General features: G+C 42.9%; 14 protein-coding genes. 1 reads left to right on the top strand and 13 read right to left on the bottom strand.

The annotated features are described in order from the left end of the window. Positions 1 to 19 precede the first annotated feature (19 nt). Complete coding sequence (locus KUA50_RS13915) at positions 20 to 1,495, top strand: TolB family protein (RefSeq protein WP_218455973.1); 1,476 nt, start codon at positions 20 to 22, stop codon at positions 1,493 to 1,495. Positions 1,496 to 1,587: 92 nt separating this feature from the next. On the opposite strand, the gene KUA50_RS13910 is transcribed toward KUA50_RS13915, so the two are convergent. The 13 genes from KUA50_RS13910 to KUA50_RS13855 form a co-directional block, all read right to left on the bottom strand. Next, a complete protein-coding gene (locus KUA50_RS13910; RefSeq protein WP_256624105.1) occupies positions 1,588 to 3,081 on the bottom strand; it encodes a TolB family protein in 1,494 nt (497 codons plus the stop codon). A gap of 85 nt (positions 3,082 to 3,166) precedes the next feature. Beyond that, on the bottom strand, positions 3,167 to 5,002 hold the full coding sequence (locus KUA50_RS13905; protein ID WP_218455971.1) for a DUF6057 family protein: 1,836 nt from the start codon (positions 5,000 to 5,002) through the stop codon (positions 3,167 to 3,169). 27 nt (positions 5,003 to 5,029) lie between these two features. Beyond that, entirely contained in the window at positions 5,030 to 6,499 is a 1,470-nt protein-coding gene (locus KUA50_RS13900; RefSeq protein ID WP_218455969.1) for a TolB family protein, read from the bottom strand. Next, positions 6,496 to 8,067, bottom strand: coding sequence for a DUF6057 family protein (locus KUA50_RS13895; protein WP_318346048.1), 1,572 nt, complete (start codon positions 8,065 to 8,067; stop codon positions 6,496 to 6,498). The genes KUA50_RS13900 and KUA50_RS13895 overlap by 4 nt, the downstream gene beginning before the upstream one ends. Positions 8,068 to 8,140: 73 nt before the next feature. Next, positions 8,141 to 8,710 carry a DUF4369 domain-containing protein gene (locus KUA50_RS13890; protein ID WP_218455963.1) on the bottom strand — a complete coding sequence of 190 codons (570 nt, stop codon included), beginning with the start codon at positions 8,708 to 8,710 and terminating at the stop codon, positions 8,141 to 8,143. A 954-nt stretch (positions 8,711 to 9,664) separates the two neighbouring features. Further along, on the bottom strand, positions 9,665 to 10,921 hold the full coding sequence (locus KUA50_RS13885; RefSeq protein WP_218455962.1) for an ATP-binding protein: 1,257 nt from the start codon (positions 10,919 to 10,921) through the stop codon (positions 9,665 to 9,667). A gap of 164 nt (positions 10,922 to 11,085) precedes the next feature. Continuing rightward, on the bottom strand, positions 11,086 to 11,256 hold the full coding sequence (locus KUA50_RS13880; protein WP_218455961.1) for a hypothetical protein: 171 nt from the start codon (positions 11,254 to 11,256) through the stop codon (positions 11,086 to 11,088). 52 nt (positions 11,257 to 11,308) lie between these two features. Further along, entirely contained in the window at positions 11,309 to 11,446 is a 138-nt protein-coding gene (locus KUA50_RS13875; RefSeq protein ID WP_218416265.1) for a hypothetical protein, read from the bottom strand. A 43-nt stretch (positions 11,447 to 11,489) separates the two neighbouring features. Then, positions 11,490 to 11,726, bottom strand: a complete 237-nt coding sequence (locus tag KUA50_RS16935; RefSeq protein ID WP_413777468.1) for a DUF6922 domain-containing protein — start codon at positions 11,724 to 11,726, stop codon at positions 11,490 to 11,492. 217 nt (positions 11,727 to 11,943) lie between these two features. After that, positions 11,944 to 13,128, bottom strand: a complete 1,185-nt coding sequence (locus tag KUA50_RS13870; protein ID WP_022121106.1) for a PDDEXK nuclease domain-containing protein — start codon at positions 13,126 to 13,128, stop codon at positions 11,944 to 11,946. A 172-nt stretch (positions 13,129 to 13,300) separates the two neighbouring features. Next, on the bottom strand, positions 13,301 to 14,005 hold the full coding sequence (locus KUA50_RS13865) for a hypothetical protein (RefSeq protein ID WP_022121105.1): 705 nt from the start codon (positions 14,003 to 14,005) through the stop codon (positions 13,301 to 13,303). 57 nt (positions 14,006 to 14,062) lie between these two features. Then, positions 14,063 to 14,911: a hypothetical protein gene (locus tag KUA50_RS13860; RefSeq protein ID WP_218455959.1), complete on the bottom strand. Its 849-nt coding sequence runs from the start codon at positions 14,909 to 14,911 to the stop codon at positions 14,063 to 14,065. Positions 14,912 to 14,947: 36 nt separating this feature from the next. Further along, positions 14,948 to 16,753 carry a RagB/SusD family nutrient uptake outer membrane protein gene (locus KUA50_RS13855; protein ID WP_218455958.1) on the bottom strand — a complete coding sequence of 602 codons (1,806 nt, stop codon included), beginning with the start codon at positions 16,751 to 16,753 and terminating at the stop codon, positions 14,948 to 14,950. Between the last annotated feature and the right edge of the window lie 7 nt (positions 16,754 to 16,760).

Here is a 16,760-nt window from a genome sequence, read left to right as displayed (position 1 = left end):
TGTTTATTTAAGAAGAAAAATGAAATACAAGAATATCCTATACAGTGCCATGGCGGGCATACTGTTGCTCGCCTCATGTGCCCAGACTCATGAGAATGCTGAGCAGGTAGACCACCTGCCCAACATGTATCCCGACTATGCCGATGTAACGATTCCGGTCAATATCGCTCCTCTCAACTTCGAGATACGCGACAAGAACCTTACCAACATCGAAACCACACTCACGATTGAGGGAGCAGATGCCAACGATGCAGCCAACACTCTTACTGCCACCAGCAACAGCCAGAATCTGAAATTTGATATGGACGACTGGAAGGCTTTCCTGCAAAAGGCTGTGGGCAAGAACATCAAAGTTCAGATATATTCAAAGAGCAATGAGGGAGAATGGACGGCGTTCAGGCCCTTCACCTGGCAGGTAGTAGGCGACAGTCTGGATGCTTATCTCACCTACCGACTGATAGAACCCGATTACGAAGTATGGAACAAGATACAGATTAAGCAGCGCTGCATAGAGAATTGGCAGGAGAAGATTCTCGCCGACCACAATCTGCAGGAAAACCGCTGTATGAACTGTCATGCTTTTGGCAACCAGGATCCCAACCTCAGTATGGTATATATAAGAGGTGAAGGCGGAGGAGCCATTCTTAACCGCAATGGCAAGCTGCGCAAGCTGAACCTGAAGAATGCCAACATGATTTCTTCAAGTGTATATTACGGTTTCAGTCCATCGGGCAAATACGTAACGTTCTCTACCAATATCATCATTCCAGCCTTCCATGCCAATGCCGACAAGCGACTGGAAGTATATGATTCGAAGAGCGATGTATATGTTGCCGACCTAGACAACAACCGCATCATCTCCTCGCCACTTACCTCCGACAGTACACATCTTGAGACATTTCCTACTTTCTCACCGGACGGGAAATACGTTTATTACTGCGTAGCTAACAGAAAGGGACTTGAAAGTACGAACCTGAAGGGATTGAAATATTCGCTGGTCCGCATCCCGTTCGATGAAAAGACAGGGAGTTTCGGAACCGAGGTAGATACTCTTTACAAAGAGCGTTCAGTCTGCCATCCTAAGATAAGTCCTGACGGCAGATACTGCCTCTTCACCGTTGCCGATTACGGCACCTTCCCTATCTGGCATCCAGAAGCAGATCTCTGCATGTTAGACCTACAGACGGGTAAGATAGACAGCCTCAGCATCGTGAACAGCGAGAAGAGCGATACCTATCACAGTTGGTCGCATACCGGCAGATGGTTTGTCTTTGCCAGCAAGCGCGATGATGGTCTTTACGGCAAGCCTTACTTCTGCTACGTAGACCGCCAGGGCAAGGCTCACAAGCCTTTTGTTCTTCCACAGAGGGAACCAACCTTCTACGATGATTGCCTGAAGAGTTTCAACATACCGGAGCTGAGCCGCGGCCCCGTTCCATTCGATGCCATCGATATAGAGAATGTAATGAAGCAAGATGCAGAAAAGTTCAAATAAAAAACAAAAACGCTCCTGTTACCATATTGCAACAGGAGCGTTTTTTATAAACATACATTTGAATTCTTCACTCTTCGTTCTTCACTCTTCACTTACTTAACCTTCGTCGGAATCCTCTTATCACTCATAATTTCATTTCCTGCCGCACGGGCATCCAGCTCTACTGGCTTCGAAGTGAAATCAGGGGTATTATAAGAATCCAGCAATTCATCGTAGTACTTCTTCGGATTGCGCTGTGGCAGCAGGAATGGCTTGCTAACATTGCCCTTATCATCAATGCAGGCAAGGTAAAGACGGGTATAGAGTCCGTCGCCACGGCGGGATGTAAAGACAAACCAATGTGAATCCTTGCTCCAGTTGTGCCAACTGTCCGTATTCTTACTATTGGCTGCAGCCAGAGGCTTAGCCTGACCTGTCTTCAAATCCAGCAACCAGTTATCCGCTTCCTTATGCCAGATAGGGAAACAGCCATAATCGCTCATCGTAAACATGATGTACCTACCATCATACGAAGGACGAGGATGGGTAGCACTCTTGCCCAGTTCACGTGCATTGAAGATGGTATCCACCTTGTTGCCAAACTTACCCGTAGCCGCATCGAAACCAATCTTGCAGATATTATACTTGATATCCTTGTAACCGCTTGGGATAGGCTCTGCGGTAGAAGAGCAGAAGTAGAGCGTCTTACCATCAGGCGAGAATACCGGATAAGTCTCGTAATGGTCTTTCGTCATCAGGAGAGAATCCAATATCAACTCATGGGTTGATGGCTGATAAACGAAGACATCCGATGCCTGGTCGAAGACTTCAATTCGCTCATCCTTCACGGCATGGAAACTCTGATGGGTGGTATTGGTGCTGTAGGCGCAATACTTGCCCGATGGATGCCAATAAGGATAAACCATCGAACCCTTCAGGGAATCATTCTTAGCCTTCAGCCACTCCCGCTTGCCGTTCTGCGAAACCAAGGTAGCACCATGGTCACCACGCACATGGAAGGTAAACTGATCGGGATTGGTTCTGTTTGCCGTATGACAGTTGAGACAGGCACCCGGTGCTGCCGTATTCTCAAGGATTGCCGTTTCCTCAAAGTTACTCAAGTTGCGCTGATAAATGCCCAACTTGCCATACACCTCATAACCAGGAGCGATGCGACGATAAGTCAAGCCCCAGTCGTTCAGCTCGTATAGGCTGACATAGATATTGAAGTCCTGATACTTGAACCTTTCACCATTTTTCAATACATACACTGAGACGGTGAGTTTTTCACCCTTGTTCTTTTTCAAGTAATCATGCCATTCATCTACCTCAAACTCCGCATACTTCTTGTCGTAAGAATATAGCCCCTCTATGGTTTTCGGACCATGCACACATACATACATATCCTCAATATCCTCGTCCGCCATGTTAAAATCGAGCGGTGCGATATTGGCAGGAACTGTAACCCCAACATAATCGGGGAATATCTTAGGGAATTGATTGATTTCCTTAGCATCTTTCCACGCCGGAGGGTAACAACATGCACTAAGCGAAGCCATCACCACTCCAACCAACAGAGAGCACAATAAAGATTTTATCGTTTTCATTTTCTAACCAAATATTATCAACGTGTATTATGCACTAATTATCAGCAAGATTGCCAACTTAACATTTAACACTTAACATTCAACATTAATATATAGTTTTCTTCTCCTCCTTCTTTCTGGCAGCCTCATCAGCCCCCTGCACCATCACATAGTACCAGGCATTGGATACATACGGCTGCTGACTGAGTTGAGGATCCTGCGGATTCTGCATATAGAGCTGGATGAAGTTGAGCGTATTGTTCACATTCTGCGCATCCACACTATACGGGATGGTACGTGGATCGCTATGTGTCTTCATCCAGTTACCGATGAGAATCTCCTGGAAGGTACGTGGAATATGGTCGTAACCCACGAATCTGCCCAGCGGATAATACTGCATGAACTTCTCCATATCGCGCTGCAGGAGTTCGTAGCACATCAAATATTCGTATGCCATCTTGTTATGGTTATCATTCAGGAAGAGCAAGCCCAACATCTGGTCCATCTCCCGGTCACTGAAGAGGAAGTCCTGCTTTTTCTCACGATACTTTCTCAACTTTCCATAAACGGGATGCCGGTTGATAGCCTTCTCATTACCCAGCAGCGCCATGGTCTGGTTCGCCCAGTTGCTATAGAAGAGCGTCTTCTGCAGTCGGCGGAGCAGCTTGGCTGCTACCTTGTAATTACCGTTGATGATTTCGCACTCTATAATCCTGCGGGTCAAGCGGGCACTCTTGCGATAATTCGGTATCGCCTCCTGCGCTTCGAACATATATCTTTCGGCATCATTCACCATTCCCAGACGGAAGAAGATTTCTGCAGTAGATACCGGCGAAATCATATCGCGGGTAAAGGTAGGGAACAAGCCCTCGCCTCCATTCTGATAGAACTCGAAAAGGCGGTCGGCAAGCATACCCTTCTGACTCAAGGCAAGATTCACACAAGAAACACTGAGCGGTGTGGTTGCCGACTTCTTCTCTGCCTTCTCTATAATCTTATCCCACTGTTCGGTGCGAACCAGGAAATCATAATCTATCAGGTCGTAGGTCATCTCATCAAAAGATGCCTTGATACCAAACCATGAAGCCACAATCACCAATACATAGCTCAACACTATGACCACTTTGGATTGCTGCAACTTCTGCAAGGATTTCCGGTGGCATGGAATCATCCCCAGGAAAGGAATCACAACAGCCCATACCATCACAACAAAAGGCAACGGAGATACAGCACCCGGATAGCGATAATAATTAAGTCCGGCAAAGATGCGATACAAAGGATATTGCAAAGTCTGCGTGGTCAATAATATCCAGGCGATAGTAAGAATAAGAATGACGGCAGAATAGCCTATTCCGGAAGAAACATTTCCCTTCTGCTTGGCATTCTTCAGCGTATCACCTATCATCAGGGCGGCATAAAGGAATACCACCGGACCCAGGAACCAATAAACCAATGCCGTGCTAACCAGTTCGAACACCACCTTCACCAACCGGTTATGGAATCGGTTATGTATCCATCCCATCACCAAGGCTCCGAAAAGTGCAACCACAAAAGAGAGCAGCACATTCTGGTCGCCCATGGCACACCATAAGGCGATACTTGGAAGGAAACTCAGGAGATAACCCGGGAAATCATGCCTTGCTCCATATTGTTTCATCAATCCCCATACGGCAGCCTGAATGCCCATCAGCAGCAAAGCGATGATGGCACCGCCCAATACAGGCATATAATAGAACTGTACCAGAAACTCACTGATATAGTCAGCCAATCCTCCCGGCAGTACAATGCGCTCCAGGAAATAGCCGGTATCAAAGAGAAACATCTGATACTGTTCCTGAAAGCAGAGTCCGCCTACGAATGGCACTGCCCAAAATATCACGACCGCCACACCGAAGAGCAGCGACAGCAGCGGTTTCCAAGTTTTTATCATCAAATTCTTCATGATTCTCCAATCTAAATTTTTATTCGTTTATTCTCTCACAGTCACTTTCGGACGATCATCCGAAAAGATCTGATTGCGGGTTTCCTTTATATCCAGTTCCACCTTAGTCTTTGTGAAATCCGGTACATTATAGGCATCAAACAGCCCATGATAATATTTCCACGGATTGCGCTGCGGAAGAAGGAAAGGTTTGGTTGCCTTACCCTTATCATCAATACTCGAGATGTAGAGACGGGTATAGTTTCCGTTACCACGCTTGCTGACGAAGACAAACCAATGCGAGTTGCTGCTCCAGTTATGATAGCTTTCGCTCATCTTACTGTTCACCGCTGTCAGCGGATAAGTCTGCCGGGTCTTCAGGTTCATCATCCACAGATCAGCATCTGGTTGCACGATAGGGAAATTGCTTCTGCTGCATCGTGTATACATCAGCCATTTTCCATCATACGACGGACGAGCCAAGACGTAACTCATATTCGTCTTCGGACCATTCAGCAGCGTATCCACTTTTTCTCCAAACTTCCCCGTTCTGGCATCGAAAGGAATACTTACCAGCGAGCACTTCACTTTCAGATACTCAGCCGGTACACGGCAAGCTTTCGAAGTACTATAATATAAGGTATTGCCATCTGCACTGAAAGCAGGGAATATCTCCAGCCAATCGGGAGTCATCAGTTTCTGGTCTGTTACCAGCTGATTGTTACGCGTATCCAGTATCACGATATTACTGAAGTCGTGATAAACTTCTATCGGCTTGTAAGTTCCCACGAAGAAACACTGGTGAACGGCATTGGCAGCATAAGCCACATAATTGCCTTCCGGATGCCAGTAGGCATAGCTTCCGGCAGCCTTGGTAGAATCGGTCTTGGTATCTATCCATTGCTGCTTGCCATTCTTCATGATCAGGGTACCTCCACCCTCACCACGTATCTGGCAGGTCAGTTGTCGGGCATCAGTACGATTGGCTGTATGGCAATTGAAACATCTGCCCGGCAAGGCGGTTTCTGTCATGATAGCCGTTTCATCAAAGGTATGGATATCGCGCTGATAGATGCCGATGTTGCCACCCACTTCGTAGCCGGGAGCGATACGGCGATAGGTCAAACCGTAATCATCCAACCGATAAGGACTCACCATCATCTGGAAATCCTGATATTGCTTCCACTTGCCATCCTTACGGGTACAGACGGTAAAAGAGATGCTGCCACCGATGTTCTGCTCAGTAAGCTGATGCCAGTCTTCCACATCAAAGTCTGCCCATTCACCACTGACGTGCAGTTCCCCGCCCTTGCTTCCTTTTGCCACGACATCCACCACATCTACGGTATCACCTTTGATATTGAAGTTCATCGGAGCAATATCAGCAGGAATGGTCACCCCAATATAGTCTGGATAGATACTAGGCTTACGATTCACCATGGTAGGATTCTCAACCGATGGAGTACATGCGGTTATCCCCATCCATACGGCGATGAAAGCATAAATTATCTTTTTCATTCTTCGCCTCCTTTCTGTTTACTCATCATTCGTTTTACGTATTCTGCGTATGGCGAACCCGGCACATTACCTTGATTCTGTATGCACTTCACAGCATCCTGATAACCCACAGGCATCTGCATATAGCCACCATATTGCTGTACCCAACTGCCATAACGCATGAATCCCTGGATATCTCCCTTCAAGAGCATCTGCCCCATGAAATAGTCGAGCGCCATTTTGTTTTCCGGATTGTTGATGAAGAGCAATCCCATCATCTTGTCAATCTCATTATAACTATAAATCATCTCCGTCTTGAAGCGCATTCTTCTAGCCCTTCCCAAATCAGGATCATGACTGATAGCCGTATCATTGCCCAGCATCGCTTCCATCTTCACAGCCCAGTCATGATAGAAGAGCGACTGTTTCAAGAGATCGATATTCTTACGTGCAACGGCATACTTGCCATTCACAATCTGACATTCGGTAATGCGCTTCATCAATCTGCCACTCATCTTTCCATTCAGGATGGAAGCTTGCAAATCGCTGGCATAGCGAAGAGAAGAATTCACGAGCCCCAGACGCCAAAAGGCTTCCATCGTAGGATACATCGACATGTTATCGCGGGTACGGGGAGCCAGCAAGGCATCTTCCCCACTCTGATAGAAAGAAAACATGCGGTCGGCAAGCTGACGGGTCTGAGCAAGAGCAAGATTTACGCAGTTGCTGGTATAGAACACCTGTACCTGATTCTCCTGCGCATCATGGATGATATCTTCCCACTTCCCGTTACGCACCTGTTCGTTCTGCTTGAGCAAAGCATAGAGGTCCTTGTCATATCCCCATTTCTGCCCCGGATACCGCATAGGCACGCGATAATAGTTGATACCTGTCATCACAGACATCAATGGATATTGAACCAGAAGGGTACTATAGCAAATCAGCTGGATAGCCAGGAGATAGAGAATAGACAAAAGATAGGTAATTGAAACGGAAGGGAGTTTGCCTTTCTTTACTTGTATCAGGAAAGAAGCCACACGGAGGAAGACATAAAGCCAGGTTGCCCCGCCTCCAATCAGCCAGAATATGACGGGTATCAGAAGTACATCTGCCCACGCTATCTTTGCTCCCCATCTTCTGGTAGCAAGATTCATCAACCATGTTGACAGCAGGGCTAAGGTCAGAGCTACCGGAAAAGACAGGAGCACTTCGATATCTCCCATCACTTCCAGCAACAGGATAGAAGGAAGAAGAGCTATGAGCATTCCATACCACTTCAATGGTTTGGCTGTATAACTCCTGATTACCTGATAGGTAAGCGACAGGAAAGCCACGAAGAGAAAAGCCAGAATGGCAGCACCCAAAACTGGAACATAATAGAACTGTACCAGGAACTCACTGATATAATCAGCCAAACCACCTGCCACACTCAGGTCATGCCAAAAGTAGTCGGCAGACCAGAGAAAGAGTTGGTTCTGCTCTTGGTAACATAAGGCTTGTGGATAACCACAATACCAAAAAAGGAAGATGCATAAGCCGAACAATGCGACCAGAGTCATTTTCCCATATCTAGAAATGAACTTTTTCATGTACTCAATAGATTAGTCCGGATACCCATTTTTATCAACATCTTCTACAGCAGACAACCTACTTGGCAGAAGGTTACATGTTCTGAAGAAAATCCTTAAACACTCCAGCAGGCTGACGCTTGAGGAAGGCGATGTTATATTCTTTCAACTGGTTCTGCATCTCCTTACCCTTGGTCATCAGCAACTGGTCAGTGCCTTCCTGACGGGCTTGCATACGAAGCTGGTTGTAGGCGCTGTTAAACTTCATGATCTGATCTTTCCATACCTGGAGAGAATCGTTCTGAGGAGTTCCCCCGGAAATACTGTTGGTACCAACAGTAACCTTGATGTCGCCCGGTTCGGAAACAACCAGCAAGTCCTGAACCCCATCACGATAGTGATAATCTACGCGAATCACCTTCATCTCTGTAGTATCGGCAACAAATTCAAATTTGCCGTCCTTGATGACAACAGAGTCTACATGGGCAGCATCCTGCAGTCCGAACATAGGCACAAGGAAAATCTTCTTGCCATCCCATCGGTTCGATTCCATCGTACCATGGATACGGCAATTTCCCTTTTCGGCAGACTTACAACCTGCCATTACTACCATACTCGTAACGGTCATCAGAGCGATAACCATCAATAAAATCAATTTCTTCATTATACTCTTAGGTTTAATATTTATCATCGTTGTTTACTTACAGTTCCATATTGGTTTATGGACTTGTATCAGAAGTTTCTCTATTCACATACAAAAGTACAATAAAAACTCGTAAACACCAAATTTTTTCTGCATTTATACAAGATAGTACAGAAGAAAAGCAATAAAAGTCAAATCCTGCTAACGTAATGAAACGAAAAAACCCCATTCTCTATTTCGCCCCCAACTTGGGGGTGAAGAACCAAAAACTCTTCACTCTTCACCTTATGCCCTGAAACGCCCATAAACAGGGCGTTTCAAGGGGTGAAGAGTTATCAGCGACTCTTTACCCACTCTTCACCACTCTTCACCTAGGCACGAGGTTTCGAGGCTTCGAGGCATAAGAAGAAACTCAAATCCGCCAAACAGAAAGGTGAAGAGTGGTGAAGAGTAGGTGAAGAGTGCCCAAACACTCTTCACCCCTCGGAATACCGATAAACACAGGGGATTCCAGGCGAAAGGTGAAGAGTGAAGAGTATTTCTACATAAGCCTTGCATTAAAACGAAACAAAGCCATTTGGGATGGCTGTTCTAGGCAAACAGCCCACTAGCAGCTAAAGCGCCAGTAGGCTGTCTGTGGTTTGCCAGTTAACTGTCTGTATTAAACAGCCTTCTTTTTACCAATTCACTGCAGGTTAAAACAGACAAATAAGAACAGCATTCAGTATATCAAAAAAAAGAAAAGCCCCGACTACAGAACGGCAGCCGGGGTTTAGCCTCATTGATATGATAATCATGACGATTATCAAACTTACTCATTTTCTAAAGACTTTCAAGCCACTTTTGACCAGCTTTCGTCTTAGACCAAACAACTAGCCCTGCACCAATAGCGCTAGCCAGGGCAAATATAATAGTTAACATTTCCATATCTCTATTATTTAAGTTTTACTTTAAGAATTTCGTTACCAAAACTAGTTATCTCTCTATACTCTGCTCATCTAACAAAAAGTCGAAGAGTCCAATCGTGACGACACCATCATCATCAATCTTTCTCTTAATATCATCTTTCACAACAATTACTTTTCTAAAATTGTCAGCGATATTTATAAGAGAACGACGCTCCTGTTTCTCTTTATCCTTAGTTGGCATATTAAAAGCCGACTGAATATACACACGTTCGGGACCATTATTTACTACAAAATCAACTTCTAGTTTACTACGTTTCCTTTTTCCATTCTCGTCCGTTGTCCAACATTCAACTAAACCGACATCAACCAAGTAACCTCGCATTCTTAGTTCATTATAAATGACATTTTCCATAATATGTGTTTCTTCTTGTTGTCTGAGATTCAATACTATATTTCTCAATCCCAAATCACAAAAATAATACTTAGTCTCTGTACCAATATACTTTCTACCTTTAACATCATACCTGAGAGCCTCTTCTATAAGAAAAGCATCCTGTATGTCTGAGATGTATTCATTTATTGTCTTATCAGTTATTTGTAATTGACTTACAGATTGAAAGGTATTACATATCCTGGTCGGATTAGTAGAAGAGCCTATTCCTGATGCTAAAATACGCACAAGTTCACGTAACCCCTCTGGCACTTTAATTTTATTACGCTCTACAATATCCTTAATATATGTCACTTCATAAATATCCCTAAGATAGCTACGTTTGGCTCTTTCTGTACCTAAAGACAAAATCTGGGGAAGTCCTCCAAAAGTATAGTAGTCTTTCCATGCTTGCGAGCGTTCTCCCCCCACAGCACCATAATATTCAGAAAACGACAACGGCCAAATTCTTATTTCCTGTCCTCTTCCACGGAATTCGGTAACAACATCTTTGGACAGGAACTTCGAGTTTGAACCTGATACATAAACTTCAGTATTAGGAGTATGCATTAGGCTAAGCAATACTCCTATAAAATCATCAACAAGTTGAATTTCATCAAGAAAAATAAAATTTGTTTTGCCATCACTTTTTATACGAGAATCAAGATAATCAAGCAAAGCATCAGGATCACAAAGTTTGCGATTACGTCTATCATCAAGAGACACTTCTATCAGATGCCCTTCATCTACCCCATGCTGCAAAAGATACTGATGAAAGATTTGGAACAGCAAAAAGGACTTTCCACATCTTCTTCCACCAGTTACTATTTTTACTAGTCCATTACCTTGACCAGCTACCAACATTTCCAAATATTTTTGCCGAGTTATAATCATTGTATTCCGATTTTTTGTGCAGTTGCACAGATTTTCGGAACAAAGGTAAGAAATACTGCTGAAAATCAACTAATAAAGCATTAATAATTAAGAATAATTATCATTTGAATGTATCTTTTCTGTAAGAACACTAAGTTTACAATTATCTTCTAAGAATCCCATAATTACTTTATCATTTCTGCCCACATTTTACGTGCAGCTAATACACCTGGATTCTTATTCCAATCTATTGCAGGCTGAGCCTTGAACTTACGTTCTACCTCATCTGCACGTTTTTTGAAATTCACAGTCTCTTCACCAAACAAGGTTGGAATTGCTTTTATTGCTGTTGCCATATAAGTATATTTTGAACTTCTTTCTTAGACTTACTTGGATAAAGAATCTGTTTCAATCCTTCATTAAATCAGCCATTAAATCATCCACGTTATCAAATACGTCTTTCTTTGCCCATTCTTCACCTCGCTTATATGCTTCTAAGTGAGTCTGGGCTTCATGAAGTACGGATTTATCTCTTAATTCTGTCATATACCCTACCTCCTTTATTATTTTATTCTTTTGACTTCTGCTATTATCTTCTGTTCCAAAGTGTGGAATTCAATTGTGTCGTATGATAACATCTGTAATCCTCCTTTTTTGTATTAGTAATTGCGCAAATGTATGATAAACATACAGGATCTAACGTACGTATATTCTTGCATACGTCCGCTATTTTTTCTAATCCATAATATTTTAAGATAATGTTCCAATCACTCCATTGACCATACTCCAAGACTCTTTGTACAAAGAATGAAGGATATGTATCCATATCAAGTTGGGATCTATCTACATCCCAAAACAATACAGGTGACAACTGGTTGATATATTTTTCTTTATCCATACAATTATACTTAAATCATTAACCGCAGCAAAGGTACGATTATTTATCGTAACCGCCAAACATTTCGGATAAAATTTCAGCATAAGGCAAACAGAAAAGCCCCGACTGTAATCACTACAGCCGAAGCCTAACCTAATCGTTATACTTACTTGTTTTTATCTAACTGCTTCAACAAGAAATCCTCCAATGTTTTCTTGTCGGGCAACTGAAGCATATAAGTGGAAACAAACAATTGGTTATCCATACCAGCCAAGGCATACTCCACCATTTTCTTACCCTTTCTCGTACAGAGCAAAATACCAATTGGAGGATTGTCCCCAGGCTGCATCTCATTTTCTCGATAATAAGAAACATAAGCATTCAGCTGCCCGAGGTTCTCATGCGAGAACTCCGAATCTTTCAATTCCAGAATGACGCTACAGTGAAGATACCGATTATAAAACACCAAGTCTGGATAATAATACTCGTCATCTATCACTATACGTTTTTGACGAGACTCAAAACAGAAGCCTTTACCTAGCTCCAAGATAAATTCTTGCAAATGAGTAATCAAAGCATCCTCTATATCCTGTTCTGTAACGACCTCTTGAGCCCTCAATCCCAAGAATTCAAACGTAAAAGGCTCTCGAATCTGCAGTTCATTAGAATCATGCCCTTTCATACTTGGGAGAGACAACATCTTTTCGGGATTAGTACTAATACCAGCTCGAACATAGAGATTGGTACTTATCTGTCGACGCAACTCACGAACAGACCAAGTACACTTGATGCACTCCTGTTCGTAGAAGTAACGAGCAAGGGGATCGTCTATCGCCATAATCTCACGTATATGACTATAGGATAGCCTTGAAATCAAAATAGCTCCCGGGGTCATAAAATTATGAGACGCTGTCGCACTTTTTCTAGCTATAAACTTGATTCCCTCAGATTTATGCGACGCTGTCGCACAAATTCCTTTATCCTTAATAATATTCATAGGAGCTAGATTATCTGCCATCTGAGGATAAAGATTATAAAACTTTCGTGCCCATTGGAACAAAGTCACATTTAGACCTTTACGTTCCACCTTTTCCTCCAACTTCTTAAGAAGACGCGAACCATACTCAGCACGGTCTTTACCATGCTGTTCAAACTCCACGATATAATAGCCAATGAGCCAATTGCGCATCGTTTGCATACGATTGATAGCTTTGACGGCACAAGTTTGTGCTGCATCATGAGTACTTTGAATCACATGCGTCAACTCCACGAAAGAGTGTTCTCCATGCTTCCAATCATCAACAGGAAGTTCCATCCCATCATGATTATAAATAATAGAATCTTTTGCCATAGCAGCCAACATTTAAACCATTCCGCAAATGTACGACAAATAATTGAATATACCAAACATTTCGGATAATATTTCAGCATAGGGCAAAAAGAAAAGCCCCGACTGTAATCACTACAGCCGAGGCCTAACCTTATTTATATTATAATCACAACGATTATCATTTTTTGCATTTCTATTTACTAAAGGCAACAGAACCACTATCTAAAAAAGTAACCTTAAAACCTTGATAAGCAGTGAATCCATTAATCTTAGTCTTATAGTCGGAGCCTACACTCACAACTTGGTAATCACCTTTTGGTATAAAATAATACCATTGCTGATAATAAGTGGCACTACCTAAAATCCTATACAAATTACCATCAGAAAGGCGCTTCAAAGAAACGACACCATTTATATAATCTTTACTAGAGTCTACTATAATCTTTGAATAACCAGGAGGTATTGCCTGTTCATAATGCATCGAATATGGTCCATAAGATTTTGCATACTCAACAACAGGAGTTTCAAACTTAGACTCCAAGGTAAAATATCCAACGGAAGGAACATCGAAAGAATCTCCATTTTTCAATTCTCCTTTTGCAGTATTACAACGCTTAACATTACTCATTGATACCACAGTATACTTTCCATTCGGAATAAAATACATATAAGGAGCTCCATTTGAATCCTTGGCTACAAGTTCAAAAGTTTCACCTGATGCATTCTTTATTATCATAGAAGGAATTGCTGAACACGTCGTACCCTTTACAAATACAACCTTAGTGCATCCATCAGGAGTTGGAGTAGAGGTGTCAGAGGCTAATATTCTCTGTAATTCACCAGCATTAACGGAAAGTAAATTGCATAACAAGAATAGAAATAAAAATATCTTTTTCATAAAACATCATATTTTATAAGGTGTTGGATTTGAAAAACAATTCCAACACCCATATAATTACTTATTAGGAATCTTCTTGAATGACAAGAACCAACCTTCGGTACCAGATGATGACTGGGCTGCGAGGATAAGTTTATCTCCCGTTGCCTTGATAATCTGATACTTGTAACAACGTGCATTACCATCGTTTGGAAGTACACCCAGCAAAGGAACAGTACCAGAGAATGTCATAGTGCCAATATCCCAACCTTGCTGAGAAGGTTTATCGTTAACGGCTACAGTACCAGTTTCACCACGACTAGTCTTGACACCTTCGCTCAAGCTAAGAGAGAACCAGGCATCAGGTAAGCCATCACCTGCTAAGCCCTTACCACTAGCCTGACCTTCCAAGTCGGCTCCAGCATTGAAGCCCCACCAAGAAGGCCCCTGGTCGCTTCCCCAGCCACCATTGCCCCAGCACTTATCGGATGAATCATCCCAAGTCCATGTAGAGGTAAGATAATTACCATTGGCATCCTTTCCAAATACTTGGTCAAAGATAGCAGGTAACTTTGTGTAGTTTGTCACTGCAACACCTTTCTTAGAAGACTTTACTACAGAGCCATCAGGATTGATAGTCTCAATATAGTAATTAGCCTGGGTCACAGGAGGCACTACCTGAGTTTTCAAAACTCCAGTTCCTTGTGTTACAAGACCGTCATTATCTGCGTTATAGATCTTAACATAACAAGAAGGAGATACAGTGAATGTAAGGTTATTATTGCCTTCACTCTCCTGAGTAATGGTAAAACCATTTGTCAATTCCTCGGAACTAATATTAGAACCAGGTCCATTATCTTCGCTTATTGGGTCACATGCAGTGAACAATAAAGCCAATAATGGTATCATAAACAATATCTTTTTCATAATTCCATTGTCTTTAAAACATTAAACGAACAAATATTACTCCTTCCAACCATTATACTCACCAGATGCATCAGTATAACCAGCATTCTGCTGAAGCATACCATGATTCAAAGTGATTTGGTTCTCTGGAATCTTAGCAAAGCCGGCAGTTGCATTATAACGAGTAGTATAGCCACCATTCTGAGCTACATTCTTCGATTCTGCACCTGCAGTATAAATTGGCTGATTCGTCTGCTTCTCAAGAGCTGCAGCTGCGATGTGCCAACGACGGATATCATTCCAACGGGTACCCTCGAAAGCCAACTCCCAACGACGTTCTTTCTGAAGATCTGCCAAAGAATAAGAAGTATAATAGTTTGCTACTCCTGTTGCACGCTTATGAACTTCATTCATACCAGCCACATTTTCTTCCAGCTCCGACTGCATCAAAAGTACATCGGCATAACGAATCAATACCAGGTCATGGATGTTACCAGTCTGCATATAGTCATTATTCTGCCAACCATCCAATCCATACATAGCCAACTCAAAGACCTCCATATAATCTTTTTTATAGGCAGAGCCCACAGGTGTCTTACAAGAGACTGGTCCTATCTTCATCTGATAGTAATCAGTTTCCTGGATAAAATCAGCCCAACTTGCACCACCATGCCTATAAGCAGGCATATCGTTGACATTTTTTACAGATGCGTCCTCTCGAACATCCGTATTCTTAGGGTTAGCCACCTTCCAGTCATTAACAAGATTAGGAGCTACAGGACCTGCACCCCAACCCTGACCGAATGGGAATGTATCAGCATAAGGCTGGCCACCACGAACACCGAAGTGAAGAGCATAACCATTACAAGTTCCAATACCCCAACCTTTATTCCAGCTGGCAGTCTTGTTGAACTTAATAGCAAACATAGACTCTGGATTAGCCTGATTATCATCCTCTGCCCACTTTAAGTTCTGTCCCTTTGTATAAGGGAAGTCCTCAACTGTATATTTATTGGTATAAGCCCATAACTCACGGTAGTCTGGAACCAAAGCATAACCAGCAGACTTGCCATTATTGACACAGTCATCAATCAAATCGCTAACCATCTTCTTTGTCAGAGTGGTACCATTAGGTAAAGCGACCTCTGTCTTTGGAGAATAATTTGTACTGGTCAAATCCTTGATTTCTTCACCATTGCAATAGAAACCTGTATAGAACAACCAAGCACGACCCAACATAGCCTCTGCAGCATACTTGTCAACATGACCATTGGTCAAACGCTGAGCAGGCATTGTTGTTGATGCTTCATAAAGATCCTGAAGAATCTGACCCCAAATCTCGGCTGCAGATGGAGGAGTTGTATTGTCTGGAGCCGTAGATGTAAGGTTCAATGGAACACGACCATACATAGATGCCAACTCATAATAATAGAAGGCGCGCAAGAACTTAGCCTCACCCAAAGCCTGAGCTTTAGCCGTAGCCTCCATCTCCACATTTTCCAAAGCCTCAATCAAAGTATTGGCACGGTTGATACCCTGATATCTAGCCTTCCAGAAGTTCTCGGTCATATTGGTACCATAGTTGCAAAGCAAGTCACAAGCCTGCATCAACTTATCATTGAAACCACCACCACCCAGCATATCATCACTGGCAAGAAGAGACCAATACAAGTATGATTCTTGTGGATTCTTGGATATCTCATTCAAATTCTGATATACACCAGCCAAAGTCTGGTTAATCTGCTCAGTAGTCTTAGGGAAGTTGGTTGTATCAGCTTCCTTCATGCTTAAAGAGTCTAAGTCGCAAGACGACATGCTCAAGGCAACAATCGCCGCACTTATATATAATGATATTTTTTTCATTGCAATT

Source organism: Segatella hominis, assembly GCF_019249725.2.
Taxonomy (GTDB): domain Bacteria; phylum Bacteroidota; class Bacteroidia; order Bacteroidales; family Bacteroidaceae; genus Prevotella.
The sequence above is the reverse complement of the archived record's forward strand: the minus strand, read 5'-3'. Positions and strand labels throughout refer to the sequence as shown.